The organism is Liquorilactobacillus sp. (assembly GCF_047719775.1).
GTDB lineage: Bacteria > Bacillota > Bacilli > Lactobacillales > Lactobacillaceae > Liquorilactobacillus.
In genome coordinates, this window is sequence record NZ_JBDNTS010000011.1 from 70,280 (window position 1) to 89,280 (window position 19,001).

Here is a 19,001-nt window from a genome sequence, read left to right on the forward strand (position 1 = left end):
AAACTGAATCAAAATTTAACTTTTGATTCAGCCCCATTGGAGGAATAATTATGCCTAATAATTTTTTACAGTCCAAAAAAAACTATATGAGTTGGCCAGTAATCGCACTTTTAGATTTTGTAACCATTATTAGTTTTGAAAATATTTTTTACCCATACCAAAATCAGGGACTTTCTGTTGTTGTATCTTGGATCTTCCTATTATTTACCTACGTAATCCCATATGAACTAATCGTCAGTCAATTGAGTCTGACTTTTGACAATCAAAGTGGGGGATTAGCTTCTTGGGTAAGACGGAGCGGTAATGACACACTAGGTTACTGGACTTCGTGGATGTACTGGATTCAAAGTGTTCCGTACATAGTGGATGTTTCTAATTCGGTGATTGTTTCATTTAGTTGGATGGTTCTTGGAAATAACACCTTAGGCAATAAGATGTCCACGTTTGAATTTGGCCTATTGACTTTTGCCATAATACTAATATTTATTCTATTAGAAAACGCGATTAAAAATTCTTTAGAAGCATTGTCGCTAATCGGTGGTGGTGCAATGTTTATTATGTCAATGTTGTTTGTTTTACTTGCAGGGTATGCATTGATGCACGGAACTCGTATTGCGACACAGCCATTTAACTGGGGAGCTTTTATGCCAAATTTTAGCTTGAAATATTTCTCGACCACAGGACTACTGATTTTTGCGATGTCAGGTGCCGAACTAGCAGCTCCATATATAGTTCAAATGCGTGATCCTAAACATGAATTTCCCAAGGCAATGTGGTTGTTAGCGTTAATGACAGCATTTTTAACCATTTTTGGAACATTGTCATTAGCAGTCTTTTTCAATGCAAATGCTATTCCACATGATTTTAAGATGAATGGGCCATATTATGCTTTTTCAATGCTTGGTACAGAACTTGGATTAGGCAAGTTTTTAATGTATTTCTTTGCGATTGTGCAAGCAATCTTCATGATGGCACAATTAGCGGTTTTATTGGATGCATCAAGCCGTGTTTTTGCGGGAGATGTGGCTGATAAGTTTATGCCAAGCTGGTTAACTAAGAAAAATAAAAAGGGGTTACCAGTCAATTCATATTTGATGACTACAGGATTGAGTTTATTTTTGTTATTGTTGACGGGAACTCTACCAAATATCAATACTATCTATAATTGGCTATTGAATATCAACGGAATAGTTTCACCATATAAAACTTGTTGGGTGTTTTTTGCATTTTTAGCAATGAGATGGCGCGAAAAGGAATTCCATTCAAATTACATATTTATTCGGAATCGTAAAATTGCATTAATTGTCGGTGGCTGGTGTTTTTTATTCACATTTGTTTGTGCTACGCTAGGCTTTATTCCGCAGGATGCTGATTATGGGACTAAGTCATTCGATTATCAATTGATAATGAACTTTATCACTGTCTTCGTTTTGTTTGGAGTAGGATTCTTGTTACCTTATCTTAGAAAACGTGAACTCAATAGAAATAAGTAATTGTAATGGGTTTAAAATAATAAAATAAAGCTTTCATTTTTAATGCTAAAAATAAAAAAAGAATTGATAAATTTAGTCTGTACTAATTTTTATCAATTCTTTTTTGTCGAATCTGTAGTTTATTTTTTAAATCTTCTAAATAATTTCAGTACAATATAAGTTAGACAACTAATCCATGTGATGATAATAAGATACATGATGGGCAGGAACCAATTTCCAATGTTATAGCTAACAACTAACGTATTTTTCCCCTTCTTTTGTGTTACAAGAGGTGTTCCAATTTTTGTTACACAGTATTGGCGACGTCTTTCCATTATTTTTCTTCCATTTAAAATAAGGCATGTATTGTAATATTTTATTATAGGAATACTAATTATTTTTTTCTTTTTACCGTACCAAGTGATAACTAATGTATTATTATGCACGGCTTTTGTGAAACGTGAATTGTCAGAAATAATATAATGACCATACAATTCGTAATTTTTCTTAGTACTACCGTGATAACTAGGCAAATAATCGGGTGTTTTTTTCTGAACTAGATTCAATAATGAAGTGAGATCTGTGGAATAGAGTGAATTGTGAATCCGGCTGTCGTTCTTAGAATTAAAAACAAGTGTACTTAGATTTTTAAGTGGGCGATTACTAGTCATCCACTTTTCATATTTTTTATTTAATAAAGTCATGGTTTGAGAAAATCCTACAAAAACAACGAGTAAAATAATAACGTAAACTTGTTTATCATTGCCCTTAGATAATTGATTTGACAGAAAGTATGCGAATAAAATACATGCAAAAATTGTTACAATCACAAAAAAGCGGAAGGGAAATTGAAAAATCTCAAGTGTTTTTATTTGGTATTTAGTTATTAAATACCAAGGGAAAAGACTGGTAGAGAGAAGTGAAAATATAAAAAAATTTATGCTGCAGCTTTTAATAAATGGTGGATAATTATTCCACTTTTTTATAGAATGATAAAACAAAAATATTATGATTACTGTGAGGGGGATTGAAGTAAAAAGCCAATAACTGCCGCGCTCTGTAACAGAGTATGAATACATATGCCTGTTTGTAAAAGGCAATATTAAATTATTTGAATGTGTAATAGCGAGTAAGACAGTCCAGATATTCATTGTTAGGAGTAAAAATAAAAAGATGGCATTACTAATTTTAAGAATATCTTTTTTTAGACTTGTTGATTTCAATAGTCCATAGGCAAAAAAAGGAATGTAGGTTATTACCAAAAGGATAGTACTTAAGACATGAACCTGGAGAAGCAAGGCGACACATAAGGCAAGTTTAATACTATTTATCTCATGGTTTATGACGTATTTGAAGGCTGGAATTAGCGCAAGTGGAGTGATTGCGGCTCCCCAGCTTGTGAAGCCTTGGCGAAACGTCCAATCCTGGATGGAAAAAGTTGTTAAATAAAAGCAGGCTATGGGAACCGCTACGCGAATTCTGATATGGCCTGTGCGCAGTAAGAAATACATAGAGAAACTTGCAATGATATTTAGGAGAAGGCGCGAAAAAATTTGGTAATTGTACCAAGTTTTTGATAATAATAGTAATAATCCCTGTAAGTAAGCAAATATTGGACCATATAAGGCATTAACAATTCTGCCAGATTGCTGGAATCCATATGTAGAAATAAAATATTGAAAGTTACCAGTTTTTATTTGCATAGCGGTGTCATAAAAACGATTATAATGAAATAAAAAGTCAGGGCCTAAAATTATTCCACCGGAAAAATATTGCGGGAGCACTAGCAATATTGAAAACGAAAATAAACACCCGCCAATTAATAGGTGCTTTTGAAAACTTCTCATAAGAATTGTTCCTCTTTTACATTAATTAGATTACATAGCATCAGAATTATAAGAAATTAAGCAGGAGACAACAAGTAGTACTATAAATAATTAATTATATTTTATAGTTATTACGTACAATTTAATTTTTAAATGAATTATATTTAGAGAATAATTTGTTGTTTAGGTATTAAAAAAAATTTATAGTTCAAGTAGATGATTGACACTTCTGCAATAAATCGCTATGGTAAATGTGTATCAAATCAACAGGAATTTTAGAAAGTGTGGTGAGGGAAATGTCAGATAGTCATAGATGTACTATAAATAGTAGTGACGAAGCAATGGTTAGTGGTGCTGATGATTACGTTCCCTCGCAATATAGGCGCCTAAAATAATTCAATTGAGGGGAAATTATCAATGGAAAAAAATATGGAGCATGGGCTAAAATGTCTTGTAGATCAAAAAGAGTATGATTTGGTGGACGGGGTTTTTCTAAAAGATCTGGATGGTTCTCTGCGAGCACTGATAAGACGAGACTATCCGAAAGCTGCTGACAGCCAATTTATTTGCAGTGAGCATCTAGTGCAGTATCGTGTAAAAAAGATGGATCAGATGATTGAAAAAGATTATCGGCAAAACGATAAGTTAACTAGAAAACTAACGCGTGTGATGGAAAATGATGCCTATCAAGTAATAGATGTACGTAAGCAATTAGAAAACTCTATGACTTTTGGACAAAGAATTGCTGATGGAGTTGCACGTTTTGGTGGTAGCTGGTCGTTTATTTTAAGTTTTATTGGAATCATGATTTTCTGGATACTTTTAAATGTATTTCATTGGTTCGGTGTACATTTTGATCAATATCCATTTATTTTACTGAATCTTTTTTTAAGTATGGTCGCTGCAATTCAGGCACCATTGATCATGATGAGTCAAAATCGTTCATCCGAGTATGATCGACTGGAATCACGTAATGATTATCAAGTGAATCAGAAGTCAGAAGAAGAGATTAGGGTTCTGCATTCAAAAATTGATCACTTAATTCAACAAGATCAGCCAAATTTATTGCAAATCCAGAAAATCCAAACAGAGATGCTAGGGTCTATTGAGTCACAGGTAAGTGAATTAAGAAGATTACAGCAATATTTTGAAGAAAAAGACAAAAAATAATAGTATTAATCTGAATTATGGAACATATGAGTATAAAAATAGAATTAAAAACTTGATTAAAAAAGTAGAGAGTGTACTACAAGTGAGATGCCCCATAATAGTTAGGTAAAAATCTAATTATTATGGGGTATTTTTTATGACCAAATATACAAGCAATATTTTAAAAATCAGATTACTAATCACACAAATAGTATCTCTGCAGCCATTATGAGTGTTGATGAATATGTTGCTGGTATTCTTCACGAAACTGACGGGGAGTCTGTCCACGTTCATTGCGGAAATGGCTATAAAAACTAGTTAAATTTTTATAGCCTAATTCGGTACTGATTTCATCAATACCTTTACTTGATAGTGATAACATGCGTGCTGCCATTTCCATCCGTAAGGTCGTCTTCAAAGTTGAGAAAGATTGATTAAACAGTGCGTGACATAAACGTGAAAAATAGTTTTGCTGGTATCCAAAGTAAGTTGCAGCACTCACTAAAGTTACATCATTAATATGTTGTGTTAGGTACATGAAGATTGCACCGGCCTGTGCGTCCGGTCCTGCGTAACGAATAGGGCGTTGAGGAAAAGAAGAGTCAGTCTTAGAAATTTTTTGCCGATGTGCACGTAATAGTTCAGTATATAACAAGCCCAGTAGACTCTCATGCTGGAATGTTAAAAACTTATCTGTTGGATAATTCTCTAAAGTAGCAATTACATTCAAGTATCCATGCACAATTTTAGTTTCCAGATGGCGGAAAACTACGTATTGATTTCGTTGCGAATCAACATCGTTCATTAAATCATGAATCAGTGGATTATTGCCCACCAGTGTCATATTTAATGGATTCGGTATTTGCAGCCATTCATCAAAAATTCGAATTTCAGCTGGCTGATCAGTGGCCTTGAATAGCAATTGATCGACTTGTTGAATTAAGATCACATCAAAGGGCCGCAATGGAATTTCTGTTGTACCCAATGTTACTGCACAGCTTGCTATGCACTCAATCATTTGCATGTGAACTTTAAAGCAATAAGCTGCACTGCTTGTAATTGAAGGCAGTTTTCGACGCTCAGATACCATTCCATCAATCTTTATAGCACTTTTTATTGTATGATTTATTATCATTTGAGCTTTCCTCTTTTTCATAAAAGATATATTTACCCTAAGATTAAGATATATCTTCTACTGATATTGTGCAACATTTCACTATAAAATATAAGCATAACTTAATGTAGGAGTGATTATTATGAGCAAATTAATTAAAACTGATGTTGTTGTAGCTGGTGCTGGCGGAACTGGTTTAGCCGCCGCCCATGCTGCCGCTGAGCATGGGTTACAGGTCTTAGTTCTAGAAAAGCAGCCTCAAATTGGTGGGAATACTAAAATCTCGAGTGGCTTCTTCGCTATTGACTCCAAAGAACAGCGCGAACGCGGGATGGTCATGTCCAAAACTGAGGCTATTCGACAGTTGACTAGTTATAACCATAACATTTCCAATGGACCGCTAATTCATAAAATTGTTACTTCAGCAGCTGATACTTTAGCGTGGATTGAGAAAATGGGGATGCATATTAAATTAAATGCAACTGCTGATACAACACAATTTGCTCATCGTAACAGTGACTATCAGGGTGGTGTTTATCATATGTATCAAGATAAAACTGGTAGTTATGAACGTATTCAGCAAACTCTAGTTGACGAAGGTGTCAAATTCGAATTTAATGTCACTATGCAGGCTATTAAACAAGACAGCACTGGTCAAGTTATTGGGATTAAGGCAACCACTGTTAATGGCGAGGTCATTGATGTTGAGGCACAGGCAACAATTATCGCAACGGGTGGATTTGGTGGTGATAGTGACTTAGTTGCTAAAAACAATGCATACTCGTAATTTGCGGCAATTAGGAGTACCTAATAATGGCGAAGGACTTAAGGCAATCGTTGCTGCAGGTGGGGTCAACATTGATGGGACTGCCTTGATTCATGCCGCCCAATTAGCTAAATCCAAAGTTACTCAACAAACTTCAAAGAAACATTTAGCTGGCTTTTCCAACTCTGCGTTAACTCAATTATTATTAACGCCATTGTTTTGGGTAAGTTCTAAAGGTGAGCGCTTTACTAATGAGGATGTAGTTTACGACACTGTTGAGTGGGCCAATGCAGGATACTCTGTTGGTGGTAAGTACTATTTTGTGGTTGACCAAGCAACCCTTGATGATTTCACTAAAACCGGGGGTCAACTCGAAATCTCGCAAGCCGGTCCAGGGGCTGGGACTGAGCCCGGTGATTTCACCAAACTTGCCAATGAATCCGTTACCGCTGGGACAGCCTTTAAGGGTAATACTTTAGTTGAATTAGCTGCTGCTGCAAATATGGATTCAGCTACTTTAACTCAGGCAGTTGCTGCGTACAATCACAATGTGAAAAATCGTGTCGATACTGATTTTGCAAAATCTGGTCGCTCACTCGTCTATTCAGTAGAACAAGGACCTTTCTATGCTTTTTCTGCCCAAGTTGCTTACTTAGGTACGGTTGGTGGTGTTCGTGTTGATACCAATCTAAGTGTTCTAGATGACAAGTTCAAATCTATTCCTGGTCTCTATACGGGTGGCGCTAATGCTGGTGGTTATTATCAAGGTCACTGCTACCCTGCCTATGAAGGCTTGGCTTCTGGTTTTACTTGGACATCTGGACGAATTGCTGGTACAAGTGCTAGTGAATATATTAAAACTAAAAATAATAAATTAATTAAAAACTAGGTTAGGAAGGTTTTAACTCATGGAAAATGCTAAATCACACGGTTGGTTATTTAAACTATCAGTGCTTTCGCTTTCGATTTTATCAATGACCGCGCCATCAATAGCGGTTGCTATCCCATTAATGGAAAATACATTTACACAGCAGACTACCGCGCAAGTTGAAATGATTTCAACTCTGCCTAACTTAGGTGTGTTACTAATGATTATGTTTTCAACTATGATTGCCCAAAAATTTGGAATTAAACGGACTATCATGAGTGGTTTGGTAATGTACTTAATCGGCGGTTTAACTCCTGTTTTCGTTACCAATTACATGGTTATTGTAATTGGCCGCTTTATTATGGGTTTAGGAATTGGTCTCTTTAATCCCTTTGCCGTTAGCTTAATGTACCGTTTTTATAAAAAACAAGAACTAGCCGACATGTTGGGTTATCAAAATACATCACAAAATTTAGGAAATGCAGGCTTTGGTTTACTGTTAGGGATTCTCGTTCTTGCTGGCTGGAAGACTGCCTTTGCAGGTTACCTAATTGCAATGATTCCTTTACTAATGTTTGGATTTTTTGTTAAGATTCCGACTGATCACCAGACAAATGAGAAGACAAACGTACCGAAACAATCGACTAATGTCCATGTTTTTATGCTTGCATTATTAATGCTTGCCATTTTTGGAATGTTCATGATGATGACGATTAAGTTAGCGAGTTTTGTGACGGCACAGCACATTACTACTCCTGCAATTGCTTCAAGTATTTTGGCAGGAATGGGAGCTGCTTCGATGTTTGCTAGCATGCCATTTGGTAAGATTAGTAAATTTATCGGTAACTTTATTTTACCAATTGCTTTACTAGGAATTTCAATAGGTTTTATGATTGTTGCTACAGCTACTAGTGTTCTGGTCGTTACGATTGGTGTTATCATTTGCGGAGTTTTCTTTGGTTGGGTTTTTCCACAGGCTTTTTATCGCGTAGCACAAATCGCTCCAGCTAACTCTGCAAATTTATCAACTTCTATTATCTTAGTAGGAATTAACTTAGGTGCTTTCCTATCACCAACCTTAGTTAATGGTGTTGCTAACTTATTTGGCAATGATCAGCCTTACTTTGTCTTAATGCTGTGCAGTTGGGGATTCGCTATCTTAACCGTTATTATGGCTATTTATACCGTAGTTGACAAGAAAAGCCACAAGTTTAATCAGGAATAGGAGGAATTCTAAATGGTACTTAACTTAGTAGGTTTAGTGGGAACTAATGCTCCAACTTCATATAACCGGATGCTCTTAGAATATATGCAGCACCACTTCATTACCGATGCCACTATCACTGTGGCTGAAATAGACGAGATACCCTTATTTAACGAAACTGGACTAGCAGATGTTCCAAGCAGTGTCTATACTTTGAGTGATCAGCTCACTGCTGCGGATGGAATCATTATTGCTACACCCGAATATGATCATGCAATTACAGCTGCACTTAAAAGCACAATTGAATGGTTATCAGCAGCCACACATCCGTTCACTACTCAGCCAGTAATGGTTGTTGGGGCTTCTTTAGGTTTCCAGGGGACAGCACGCGCGCAAGATAACCTCCGTCAAATTCTAAATTCTCCTGGTGTTAATGCCTTTGTTATCCCGGGTTATGAATTCTTATTGAGCAATGCTAAACAGCAATTTGATGATCAGTCCCAATTGACAAATGCCAAAACCATCTCTTTTCTAGAAGAGTGCTTCACGCATTATTTACACTTTGTTGCTGATAACCGCGAAAATTTAAAACTTGTTCGTGAAGTTTAACAGTAAAATATAACCGCAAATTACCATAAATAGTGCTTAGTTCAGAGAACTACATGGAAATTTTTTCTTTCATTGATTTATTCAGTTTCTTGCAGGTATCTGTGATATTTTAAGTCATTGTTTGTTGTTAATAAAAAAAGACCTTCTTAAATTATCAGAATTAAGTCTCATAATTTAGGAAGATCTTTTTGTTCGATTAAATATAAATTACTTTTTTGTGAATTCTACTTCGCCTAATGCATGTTGAGCAGCTAAGTTGAGTAAACTCCATTGACGATCAAAACCTGGTTGGAAGAAGAAGTCAGCTTCAGCCAAATCTTCTACTTTTAGTTGTTGCGAAATAGCAAGGGCTAAAACATTTCCTTGAGCAGTTATATCATATGTTGATAAGACCGCACCACCGAGAAGACGATGGTTTTCGGGATCGAAGAAAAGTTTTACGTAAACTTTCGGATTTACTTTATTTTCTGGGACATAGCTTGGACGGAGAGTATCTTCATAGAAAGAACTAGCTATTTTAACACCTGCACGCTCAGCAGTGAAGCTATTTAAGCCACTCTGAGCAAAATGATAATCGAAAACACTTAAGGCTGATGAACCAACTATTCCTGCAAAGGGAACGGATGGAGTTTTCTCAAAAAGATGTTTCACTAAGTAACGAGCCTCACGACGAGCAACGGTGGCAAGCGCTACCGGAATTTTTTTATTTGCAGCGACTGAATATGCTAATGTGGCATCCCCAATGGCATATACATCGGGAAGATTTGTCCTGAGGTACTTATCATTTTTAATCCAACCACGAGCATCAAGATCAACAGTTCCTTTTAACCAAGCAGTATTTGGCTGAACGCCAGCAGCTTGAATGACTACATCGCTTGGGAAATTACCTTGGTCGCTTTTGACCGCTTGAACCTGATTGCCTTGACCGCTATATTCTGAAATTTTAACTCCAGTATGAACCTCAACACCCTTTTCTGCTAGGTGCTCACTGATGACATCTGTTAATTCAGAATCAAGATAAGTTCCTAAAGGGCGATCAATAACATCTAAAAGATTTACATGTTTCCCAGCTTTGACAGCAGCTTCAGCGGCTTCAATGCCAATGTAACCAGCACCAATAACGGTAATGTTCTTAACGATTGGATCTTCTAATTTGGCTTTTATTTTTGTTGCCCAATCATAACCACGCATCAAATAAACATTTTCTAGGTCTTTACCAGGTATTGGTAAAGATTTAGGATTCACACCTGAACTGAGAATCAGTTTGTCATATGATTCTTCAGTACTCTTGCCATTTTCTAAATCAGTAACAGAAACAGTTTTTTGATCGCTATTAATCTTAGTGACTTGGTGGTTGTTCAAAATGTGAACGTTTTTCTGTGGAAAACTTTCAGGCCTGAAATTGCGGACTGCCTCGACGTTGGTTACACTATTTTCCAAGTATAATTCCATGCCACAGGACATAAACGAAATAAAGTCTCCCGTTTCGAACAAAGTAATGTCAACATCGTCATAGCGGCTAAGCAGTTCAAGAATAGACTGATGTCCACCATGAGAGGCACCGACAATAATAATTTTTTTCTTCACACTAATTACCCCCAATTTCTGGGAACAATTTAACATGTTAATATTTTATTGTCAAATCAAAAAGCTTATTAAAAAAGAGCTGGTTCAAAGTTAAATTTTTAAACCAGTTCTCCTATATTTAGTAAGAATAAACGTGTTTCATAAGTCAAAATTCTCCGTCTAACTTCGAATTACTCATAGCAAAGTGCCTGCTATGTTCGTAATTTCGAGTTAGTACTCAAATTTTAGCGAATTAGACTACTTTTTTCAGTGTTCAAAGTATAGCTTACATTGATTAATCAAATGGATACTTCATTCCCCAAGCATTGCGGACACTGTCCAGAATGTGAGCAACATCGCGTGAAATTGCAAGTTGACCATCATCGTGACCATTATCAATATAGCGTTGCATATCACGAACTTCGTAACGTAAAGCTTGTGTATCATCACCAGCTGTCAAAGTTTCATTGGCTTGTTCGTGTGCATCCTCGGTATATGTGACTTCAGCACTTGTTGCACGAGGGTAATTGTTGATTTCAACGTAGCCCTTTGTTCCAGAAACAACCCCACGCTTTGGCTGTTTCGCACGCATGGATAATGCCATCACTGCGAGTTGTTCTTGATCATTTTTCAAAATAATACCAGATTGTTCATCAACGCCAGTTTCGAAGAATTTAACTGTTGTTAATGTTGTGTTTGGTTGACTTGCCAAGAAAGTTCTTGCAAATGCAGTTGCATAACCGCCAATATCTAATAAGGCGCCACCTGCAAGATCTTTGTTGAAGAAACGATTTTTTGGATCATAGTCTTTCAAGCTACCGAAATTAACTTGTACTAATTTGATATCACCTAATTTGCCAGCAGCAATAATTTCTTTTACCTGATCGAAGACAGGCATGTGATACAAGGTGAGTCCTTCTGTTAAAATCAAGCCCTTTTCTTTTGCTAAAGCCTCAACTTCATCAAATTGTTTGGCATTAACAGTGATTGCTTTTTCGCAAAATACGTGTTTGCCAGCTTCTAGAGCAGCTTTGATATATTGATAATGATATGTGTGCGGTGTGGCAATGTAGATCACATCAATGTCAGGGTTGTTAATCATCTCATCTGCATCAGTATATGTTTTTTTGATGTGTTTCTCTGATGCAAATTTTTCCAGCATCTCCTTGTTGACATCAGCAACGGCATAGACCTCACCGTTAACATCATTCAATGCGTCAGCCATTTCATGTGCGATCCAGCCGGTACCAATCATACCCCAATTATATTTTGTCATAATTAATCTTCCTTCCTAAATTCATATATTTTTCCAGTTTCATCAAAAGTTAAACCAAGTGTTACCAGATTCTCAAAGAAAGATGTGGCAACGACTCCATTTAGTTGTGCGAGAATAGCGTTAACTTGCGAGATATTATGCCAATCACTTGCGTAACAGTCTATTAAGAGGTTCCCTAAGGGTGTTCTTGCATAGCCTGCAATGTCTTTTGCCAGCCTAATACTGCCTTTTAGATTTAATTCTTCAAGTCGCTGCAACACGGCGGAACTTGTAATATCAACTATTTCAAGTGTGAGTGGTACTGCAGGATTGAGTAATTTTGTTACCCTTTGGTGGGGGGCCAAGATGATATATTCATCAGCTAATTCAGCATTGATTTTCTCAAATAAATGAATACCGCCATTGCTTTTTAGAGCATTAAGATCTGTGTCCAATGAATCGCATCCATCAAAAGCCAGATCAATATGCTTGATACCAACGTTGCTCGTAATTCTTATTCCAAGTGACTTGCAATAATTTCTTGTGAGCTCAGATGGAGTATAAATTGTTAGATTTAAATCAGGCTTTGCAGCCAGCGCAGAAGCAAGATGAGAAACATTACTTCCACCACCTAGGCTGATACTCATGTTTGGCTTGATAAGTGCAAGCGCTTCTTTGACTATCGGTGGCAACTTAATCACCTCTTTTTAAATTTTTTTCATAAAATAAATATTTATGAAATTAATTTACAAGAACATAGTATTACATGAAAATTTATTTGTCAACACTTTAAATTAGATGTTGACTTTTTTCTAAAAAGCGGTTACATTTTGACTGTAACTATTTTCACTAAATAAAAAAAAGGGAAAGAGGTTTTCAAAATGGATGTATTAAACATACTGAAAAAAGACATCATGATTATGGATTTAAAAGCAAAAACTAAGGAAGATGCATTGCATGAAATGGTTAACTCATTTTTTGCAAATGGTTTAGTTAATGATAAAAAGCTTTTTGAACAAGATATTTTCAAGCGCGAAGAGGAAGCAACGACGGGAATTGGTGATGGAATTGCAATGCCTCATGCTAGAAATAAGGCGGTAAACGCAGCTGCTGTTTTATTTGCGAAAAGCGAACAGGGAATTGATTACGATGCACTTGATGGAAAACCGGTTCATTTGTTCTTCATGATTGCTGCTCCAGCTAATGCTAATGATGTTCATTTGCAAGCTCTGGCGGGATTATCATCATTATTGTTGGATGCTAATCTGATTACAGATTTAAAGAAAGCAAAAACACCAACGGAAGTTCAGCAATTATTCAAAGCAGCTAGTGACAAAAAGGAATCAAATGAGATACAACAGCCTGAGATTCAAGATTTACCTTTAATTGTTGCTGTAACTGCTTGCCCAACTGGAATTGCGCACACATATATGGCAGAGTCAGCATTACTTGATGCTGGTAAAAAAATGAATGTTAGGATGAGAGTTGAGACAAATGGGTCAGAGGGAGTCAAGCATCGCTTAAGTACAGATGAGATTACTAATGCTGTAGGCGTAATTGTTGCGGCAGATAAAAAAGTTGAAGTGGAGCGCTTTGCTGGGAAGAAAGTTCTACAGACTGCTGTAATTGATGGTATTAAGAAACCTGATGAACTTATTCAGCGTGTGTTGGCTGGGAATCTTGCTACGTTTGAAGTTGCGGGTGGAAATAGCTCTTCAAGTGAAGATAATAAGCAAGGTGGAATTTGGCATCATGTTTATCAAGATTTAATGAGTGGAATTTCGAATATGCTGCCCTTTGTTGTTGGTGGTGGAATCTTAATGGCAATTTCATTTTTGTTAGAGCAATCATTAGGGAAGACTTCAACTGCTTTTATATTCTTGAACTCACTTGGAACAAATGCATTTAGTTTCTTAATTCCGATCTTAGCCGGATTTATTGCATTTTCAATTGGTGATCGTCCAGCCATGATGCCAGGTTTTGTCGGTGGCTATATGGCAACGCAAGCGAGTGCAAGTATTGTTAAGTCAAGTGGTAGTGCCGGATTTATTGGTGGGATTATTGCAGGATTCATCGCAGGCTATTTGATTTTGTTGTTGAAGAAGATATTTATTAAATTACCGAAATCATTAGACGGATTAAAACCAATGATTATCTTTCCTGTATTAGGATTATTTATCATTGGAACATTAATGTTCTTTGTAATTGATCCGATTTTCTCAGTAGTTAATCTGTTCTTAGTTCATTTTTTGACAACTATGGGAACCGCAAATGCAATCTTGCTTGGAGCAATTCTTGGTGGAATGCAGGCAGTTGACTTGGGCGGCCCAGTGAATAAAGCGGCATATACGACTGCAATTGGTGTATTAACAGCGACTGGTGATGGCAGTATGATGGCATCCGTAATGGTTGGGGGGATGATTCCACCTTTAGCAATCGCAATTGCAACAACAATTTGGAAAAATAAGTTTACGGAAGATGAACGTAAAGCTGGAATCAGTAACTATGTCTTAGGAATTTCATTTATTACCGAAGGAGCAATTCCATTTGCGATTGCTGATCCGTTACGAGTAATCGGTTCTTGTATCATCGGTTCTGTAATTGGTGGTGGACTGGCTCAATTATGGAAGGTTAGTGTACCAGCTCCTCATGGCGGCTTATGGGTTGTTTTATTGATGCACAATCCTTTGTATTTTGTATTAGCTTTAATAATCGGATCAGTTGTAGCCGGAACAATTTATGGTGTTTGGAAGCCAAAAAAGATAGCGCTCATCGAAGAATAAATGATATTATGTAATTGATTCTATTTTACACAGTTGTTTGGAGGACTGAGATTAATGAGTAGCGAAAATGTAGTTGATACAATATATAGTAACTTGCGTGCTATGACCCAGACCGACAAAAAAATTGCACAGGTTATTTTAAAAAATCCTGGAGATGCGGTAAATTATACAATTTCGGAACTTGCAGCTAAGGCAGTTGTCAGTGAAGCCTCTGTTTCAAGATTTTGTAAGAATTTGCAGTTGTCTGGTTTTCATCAATTGAAGATTAAATTAGCGAAAGTCTCCGATGATGAATCTAGTTACTACAAAGTTATTAATATTGATAATATTCAACAAGCAATCGCTAACATTAGTGATAATAAAAATGCTGAGATTACTAATACTTTGAATAGTGTAACCACGCCAACGATAAAAAAAATTATGGGATTAATTCAAAATGCACATATTTTACAGATTGCGGCAGAGGGTAATACGTTTCCTGTTGTTGCGGATGCAGCTTATCGCTTTAATCAGATTGGTATTTTATCAATTTGTTCGGAATCATGGCAGACTTCAATCGGGCAGACTCTTAATCTAACAGATAGGGATGTGCTAATGGTTATCTCCAATTCTGGTGAATCTAAATCATTATTAAAACAAATTGATGTGGCAAAGAAACGAGGAATGAAAATAATAGCAATTACTAACCGCAGTGATTCACCAATTGCCCTAGAAGCAGACTATCATTTGCATACGGCAGTTAGACAGAGGGTTTTGCAATCGGAGTATTATTTTTCGCGAGTTGCAGCAATGACCGTTGTGGAGACGATTTTTCTACTGTTGATCGCTGAGAATCGAGAACGACTAAGCAAGATTATGGATCATGAGACTATCATTTCAGATACGAAGGTCTAAAAATGAAGTGTCTATTGAATTAAACTATTAAAGGTATTTTTGTTTTGTTTCTTGAAAATATTAGTTAAAAAGTTATATTTTTTATAGATGTTTTAATTAATTTGTTTTTTAAGAAGATTGCGAAAGAAGATGGTTTAAACATATGAAGGTTAAGATTCTCTCGACAAGCGATGTACATGGTTATATTTTTCCAACTAATTTTAGCAGTAGAACAGACTATCATCCATTTGGTTATTTGAAGGCTGCACAGGTTATTAAGACAATCAAGGAGACAGCTGCTAGCGATGAGGTTGTCATATACATCGAAAATGGCGATTTCTTAGAGGGTTCTCCTATGACCGATTATACTTACCGCACAAGGAAAACAAAAAAATATAATCAGGACTTTTGTATGATGACTAATTTTCTGGATGCAGATGCAGGTGTTTTAGGGAACCACGAATTTGATTATGGAATATCGTACATTGAAGAAACCTGGAAAAATAAAAAGTATCCGATTTTAGGTGCAAATATTAGTGGAGAGATGGCGCAAAAAATTATTGATCAGCCATATCGAATAATTGAAAAGGCGGGTATCAAAATTGCGATTTTAGGATTGACCACGCAGTATGTACCACACTGGGAAAAGGCAGAAAATATTGATAGAATTACTTTTAGTTCTGCTCTTACAGCGGCAAAAAAATATGTTCCGATTTTAAAAAAGCAAGCAGATGTGGTAGTGGTTGCTTATCATGGTGGTTTTGAAAAAGACCTTGGTAGTGGCAGACTAACTGAAGAATTAACGGGTGAAAACGAGGGGTATGCACTGCTTTGCGAAGTACCAGGTATCGATGCCCTAGTAACTGGACACCAACACAGAAAAATAGCACAACTTGTTAATGGAGTTCCGACTACTCAACCTGGATACCGTGCCGAAAATGTAGGACAGATTTCAATAGAATTAGATGACAATAAAGCGATAATCGGCTCAAGCGCAGAACTTCTTAATACAAGTGACCAACCGGTAAATCAAGAACTAGAAGCAATTTTAATGGACTGGAGACACAGTATTGAAGATTGGCTGGATATACCAGTAGCAACTGTCAATGGGAACATGCATATTCATAATCATCTGAATGCGAGGCTGCATGGACACGCATATTTAGACTTAATCAATCATATCCAGATGGATGCTACTGGGACAGATGTTGCCGGTTCTGCACTATTTAATGATGAGGTCAAAGGTTATGATGCACAAATTACTGTCAGGGATATCTTGAACAACTATATCTATCCCAATACATTAGTAGTTGAACGAATTAGTGGTGCCGATTTGAGAGCAGCTCTGGAGCGGTGTGCCAGCTTTTTTGAACTTCATGCAGATGGTTCAATCAGTATGGCAAGTAGTTGTAATGTATCTAAAGTCCAGCTGTATAATTACGATTATTATTCAGGAATAGATTACACTTTTGATTTAATCAAACCACTGGGGCAGCGAGTTGTTAGAGTTATGTACCATAAGCAGGTGCTTAAAGACACTGATAAGATTGATGTCGCGATTAGTCAGTATCGAGCTGTTGGTGGTGGTGAATATCCGATGTTTAATATGGATAAGAGTATTCGTGTGTGTGATGATGATATGCCAAAGCTGATTGCTAAATACCTAAGGGAGCACAAAGAGTTTAAAGCAGTTCAACCTAATAATTTGAAAATAATCAAATAAAAACCTTTTTGTTTTGTACTAAAAGAACTCCTATAACATACTGACCCCCAAAAGTTAGATTTTATGTCTAACTTTTGGGGGTCAGTATGTTTCGATTAAGTCTTTTTTTATATTCAAGTCCTTGAAGGTAACAGATTATAGTAAATGGAAAACAACGGACAATAAGTTCTAAGCTCTCTGCTTATAGGTTCCATTTCCAGTGTTGATAACTAATTTTTCACCATTTTTGATAAAATCGGGAACAACGACAATAAGTCCTGTGTCCATTGTTGCAGGTTTTCCGCCACTAGCAGCCGTAGCACCCTTAATAGTTGGTTCGGTTTCAGTAACTGTCATTTCAACAGTTGTTGGTAAATCAATTCCGATTAATTCATTATTGCAAAAGTTTAGTTGAACTTGTAAGTCGGGAATTAAATACTTACTTTCTGCTTCAATTAGTTGAGCGGGTAGTTCATATTGTTCATATGTGTCTAGATCCATAAAGAAGATGATATCATCTTGCTTATATAAGAATTGAGCCTTCTTCTTATCAACGATTGCTAGGTCAACTTTTTCTGTAGGACGCATAGTAGTCTGAACAATTGAGCCGGAACGAATATCGTTCAGCTTCATCTGCATAACTGTATTACCCTTGCCAGGTTTGTGATGGTTAGTTTCGAGTACCTTGATGAGTTTACCATTTTTTTCAAAAATCATTCCAACTTTTAATTCAATTGCTTCAATCATTTGTGTAACCCCTTTTTATTTTTTGTATTATAAATCTATAAATTGCTAACTAAGCAAGGGGTGGTGCGAGTGATAGAGCGAAACCACGATGAGTCATTATTATTTCCACCAATTATTTTTTTATGTTCAACCTTCAGTATAACATAAAGAATGATGGAACATTGAAGAAATGGACAGTAAAATAGGAATATTGTAAATAAAGCAGCAAGTATTTTGTCTTTCGAGAACTTTACGGTACGATAGAGGATAGAAAATTGGTTTAAATACCCAGGAAGTCGAGAGTATAAAGATGAGAGAGAAAATTATTTATAGAAAAATGGAAGATGCTGATTATCAAGAAGTCTTGGAAATGGTTATAGAGACATGGGATTACCGTGAATGGATTGAAAAGCCTTTGGTCAAGCCTATGGCGGAATTCTTCTTATGCGATTTACTGGTCGGGGCAGATGATGTTTTTGTGGCAGTAATCAATAGTAAGGTTGCGGGCATAGTCGCCACAAGTCATGAACAATGGTCAAGACTGCAATATGTTTGGCAGAGACGACAATTAAAATCATTGTTACAGTTAGCTGGATTCGAAGATAAAAATTATATTTTTGCACAATATATGGAAACGATGAATATTGATGAGGAATTACTAGCGTTAAGTGGGAAGAAGTATGGCGGAGCACTTAATCTATTGATTGTTAAGGAGGGGTATCAAGGATTGGGCATTGGAGGAAAGCTGTACAAACATTTTTATGATTATCTTCAAAGATTGGGTGTAAACAACTTTTACTTGTTTACCGATAATTCATCTAATTTTAAATTTTATGATCACAAGGGTTTACAGCGAGTCAATCAAAAAAACTTTTTCTGGAAAGACGAAGATGGAACGCCGCATAAAAATCCTGAAATATATTATTTGTATGAAGGTAGTATTACTATATAGAAGGACTAGGTTAATATGTTCGTAATTTTGGTTAGTGCTCAAATTTTCTCAACTTGTGTCAGACTCTGATTAAACGTGTTCCACAAGTCAAAATTCTCCACCTAACTTCAAATTACTCGTAGCAAAGAACATGCTA

Annotated in this window: 14 protein-coding genes and 1 pseudogene; 9 read left to right on the forward strand and 6 right to left on the reverse strand. The window is 36.3% G+C overall.

Annotated features, from left to right (window positions below):
• The first annotated feature begins 50 nt into the window (after positions 1 to 50).
• The gene (locus tag ABF682_RS07380) at positions 51 to 1,493 is read left to right on the forward strand and encodes an APC family permease (protein ID WP_415619418.1); all 1,443 of its coding nucleotides are present in this window, start codon (positions 51 to 53) and stop codon (positions 1,491 to 1,493) included.
• Between the two features lie 119 nt (positions 1,494 to 1,612).
• Here ABF682_RS07380 and ABF682_RS07385 read toward each other — a convergent pair whose 3' ends face one another.
• Complete coding sequence (locus ABF682_RS07385) at positions 1,613 to 3,319, reverse strand: hypothetical protein (RefSeq protein ID WP_415619419.1); 1,707 nt, start codon at positions 3,317 to 3,319, stop codon at positions 1,613 to 1,615.
• A 396-nt stretch (positions 3,320 to 3,715) separates the two neighbouring features.
• On the opposite strand from ABF682_RS07385, the gene ABF682_RS07390 reads away from it, so the two are divergent.
• Entirely contained in the window at positions 3,716 to 4,468 is a 753-nt protein-coding gene (locus ABF682_RS07390; protein ID WP_289980435.1) for a DUF1003 domain-containing protein, read from the forward strand.
• A gap of 205 nt (positions 4,469 to 4,673) precedes the next feature.
• On the opposite strand, the gene ABF682_RS07395 is transcribed toward ABF682_RS07390, so the two are convergent.
• Positions 4,674 to 5,582 (reverse strand): helix-turn-helix transcriptional regulator, encoded by a 909-nt coding sequence (locus tag ABF682_RS07395; RefSeq protein WP_289980434.1) that lies wholly within the window; start codon positions 5,580 to 5,582, stop codon positions 4,674 to 4,676.
• 121 nt (positions 5,583 to 5,703) lie between these two features.
• On the opposite strand from ABF682_RS07395, the pseudogene ABF682_RS07400 reads away from it, so the two are divergent.
• From ABF682_RS07400 to ABF682_RS07410, 3 genes and pseudogenes are all read left to right on the forward strand, one after another.
• A pseudogene (locus ABF682_RS07400) lies at positions 5,704 to 7,216 on the forward strand (FAD-dependent oxidoreductase).
• 19 nt (positions 7,217 to 7,235) lie between these two features.
• The gene (locus ABF682_RS07405) at positions 7,236 to 8,420 is read left to right on the forward strand and encodes an MFS transporter (protein WP_289980432.1); all 1,185 of its coding nucleotides are present in this window, start codon (positions 7,236 to 7,238) and stop codon (positions 8,418 to 8,420) included.
• Positions 8,421 to 8,432: 12 nt separating this feature from the next.
• Positions 8,433 to 9,008, forward strand: a complete 576-nt coding sequence (locus tag ABF682_RS07410; protein WP_415619420.1) for an NADPH-dependent FMN reductase — start codon at positions 8,433 to 8,435, stop codon at positions 9,006 to 9,008.
• Positions 9,009 to 9,215: 207 nt separating this feature from the next.
• Here the strand turns inward: ABF682_RS07410 and ABF682_RS07415 are convergent, their stop codons facing one another.
• The 3 genes from ABF682_RS07415 to ABF682_RS07425 all read right to left on the reverse strand — a co-directional run bounded on the left by ABF682_RS07415 (position 9,216) and on the right by ABF682_RS07425 (position 12,521).
• Positions 9,216 to 10,595, reverse strand: coding sequence for an FAD-dependent oxidoreductase (locus ABF682_RS07415; protein ID WP_415619421.1), 1,380 nt, complete (start codon positions 10,593 to 10,595; stop codon positions 9,216 to 9,218).
• A 274-nt stretch (positions 10,596 to 10,869) separates the two neighbouring features.
• The gene (locus ABF682_RS07420; RefSeq protein WP_289980423.1) at positions 10,870 to 11,850 is read right to left on the reverse strand and encodes a Gfo/Idh/MocA family protein; all 981 of its coding nucleotides are present in this window, start codon (positions 11,848 to 11,850) and stop codon (positions 10,870 to 10,872) included.
• Between the two features lie 2 nt (positions 11,851 to 11,852).
• On the reverse strand, positions 11,853 to 12,521 hold the full coding sequence (locus ABF682_RS07425) for a ribose-5-phosphate isomerase A (protein ID WP_415619422.1): 669 nt from the start codon (positions 12,519 to 12,521) through the stop codon (positions 11,853 to 11,855).
• 189 nt (positions 12,522 to 12,710) lie between these two features.
• On the opposite strand from ABF682_RS07425, the gene ABF682_RS07430 reads away from it, so the two are divergent.
• The 3 genes from ABF682_RS07430 to ABF682_RS07440 all read left to right on the forward strand — a co-directional run bounded on the left by ABF682_RS07430 (position 12,711) and on the right by ABF682_RS07440 (position 17,208).
• The gene (locus tag ABF682_RS07430) at positions 12,711 to 14,612 is read left to right on the forward strand and encodes a fructose-specific PTS transporter subunit EIIC (RefSeq protein WP_415619423.1); all 1,902 of its coding nucleotides are present in this window, start codon (positions 12,711 to 12,713) and stop codon (positions 14,610 to 14,612) included.
• 54 nt (positions 14,613 to 14,666) lie between these two features.
• Positions 14,667 to 15,506, forward strand: a complete 840-nt coding sequence (locus tag ABF682_RS07435; protein ID WP_289980417.1) for a MurR/RpiR family transcriptional regulator — start codon at positions 14,667 to 14,669, stop codon at positions 15,504 to 15,506.
• A 142-nt stretch (positions 15,507 to 15,648) separates the two neighbouring features.
• Positions 15,649 to 17,208 (forward strand): bifunctional metallophosphatase/5'-nucleotidase, encoded by a 1,560-nt coding sequence (locus ABF682_RS07440; RefSeq protein WP_415619424.1) that lies wholly within the window; start codon positions 15,649 to 15,651, stop codon positions 17,206 to 17,208.
• A 168-nt stretch (positions 17,209 to 17,376) separates the two neighbouring features.
• Here ABF682_RS07440 and efp read toward each other — a convergent pair whose 3' ends face one another.
• Positions 17,377 to 17,934, reverse strand: a complete 558-nt coding sequence (efp, locus tag ABF682_RS07445; protein WP_289980413.1) for an elongation factor P — start codon at positions 17,932 to 17,934, stop codon at positions 17,377 to 17,379.
• Between the two features lie 289 nt (positions 17,935 to 18,223).
• Between efp and ABF682_RS07450 the strand changes: the two genes are divergently transcribed.
• A complete protein-coding gene (locus ABF682_RS07450) occupies positions 18,224 to 18,865 on the forward strand; it encodes a GNAT family N-acetyltransferase (RefSeq protein ID WP_415619425.1) in 642 nt (213 codons plus the stop codon).
• Positions 18,866 to 19,001: the final 136 nt, after the last annotated feature.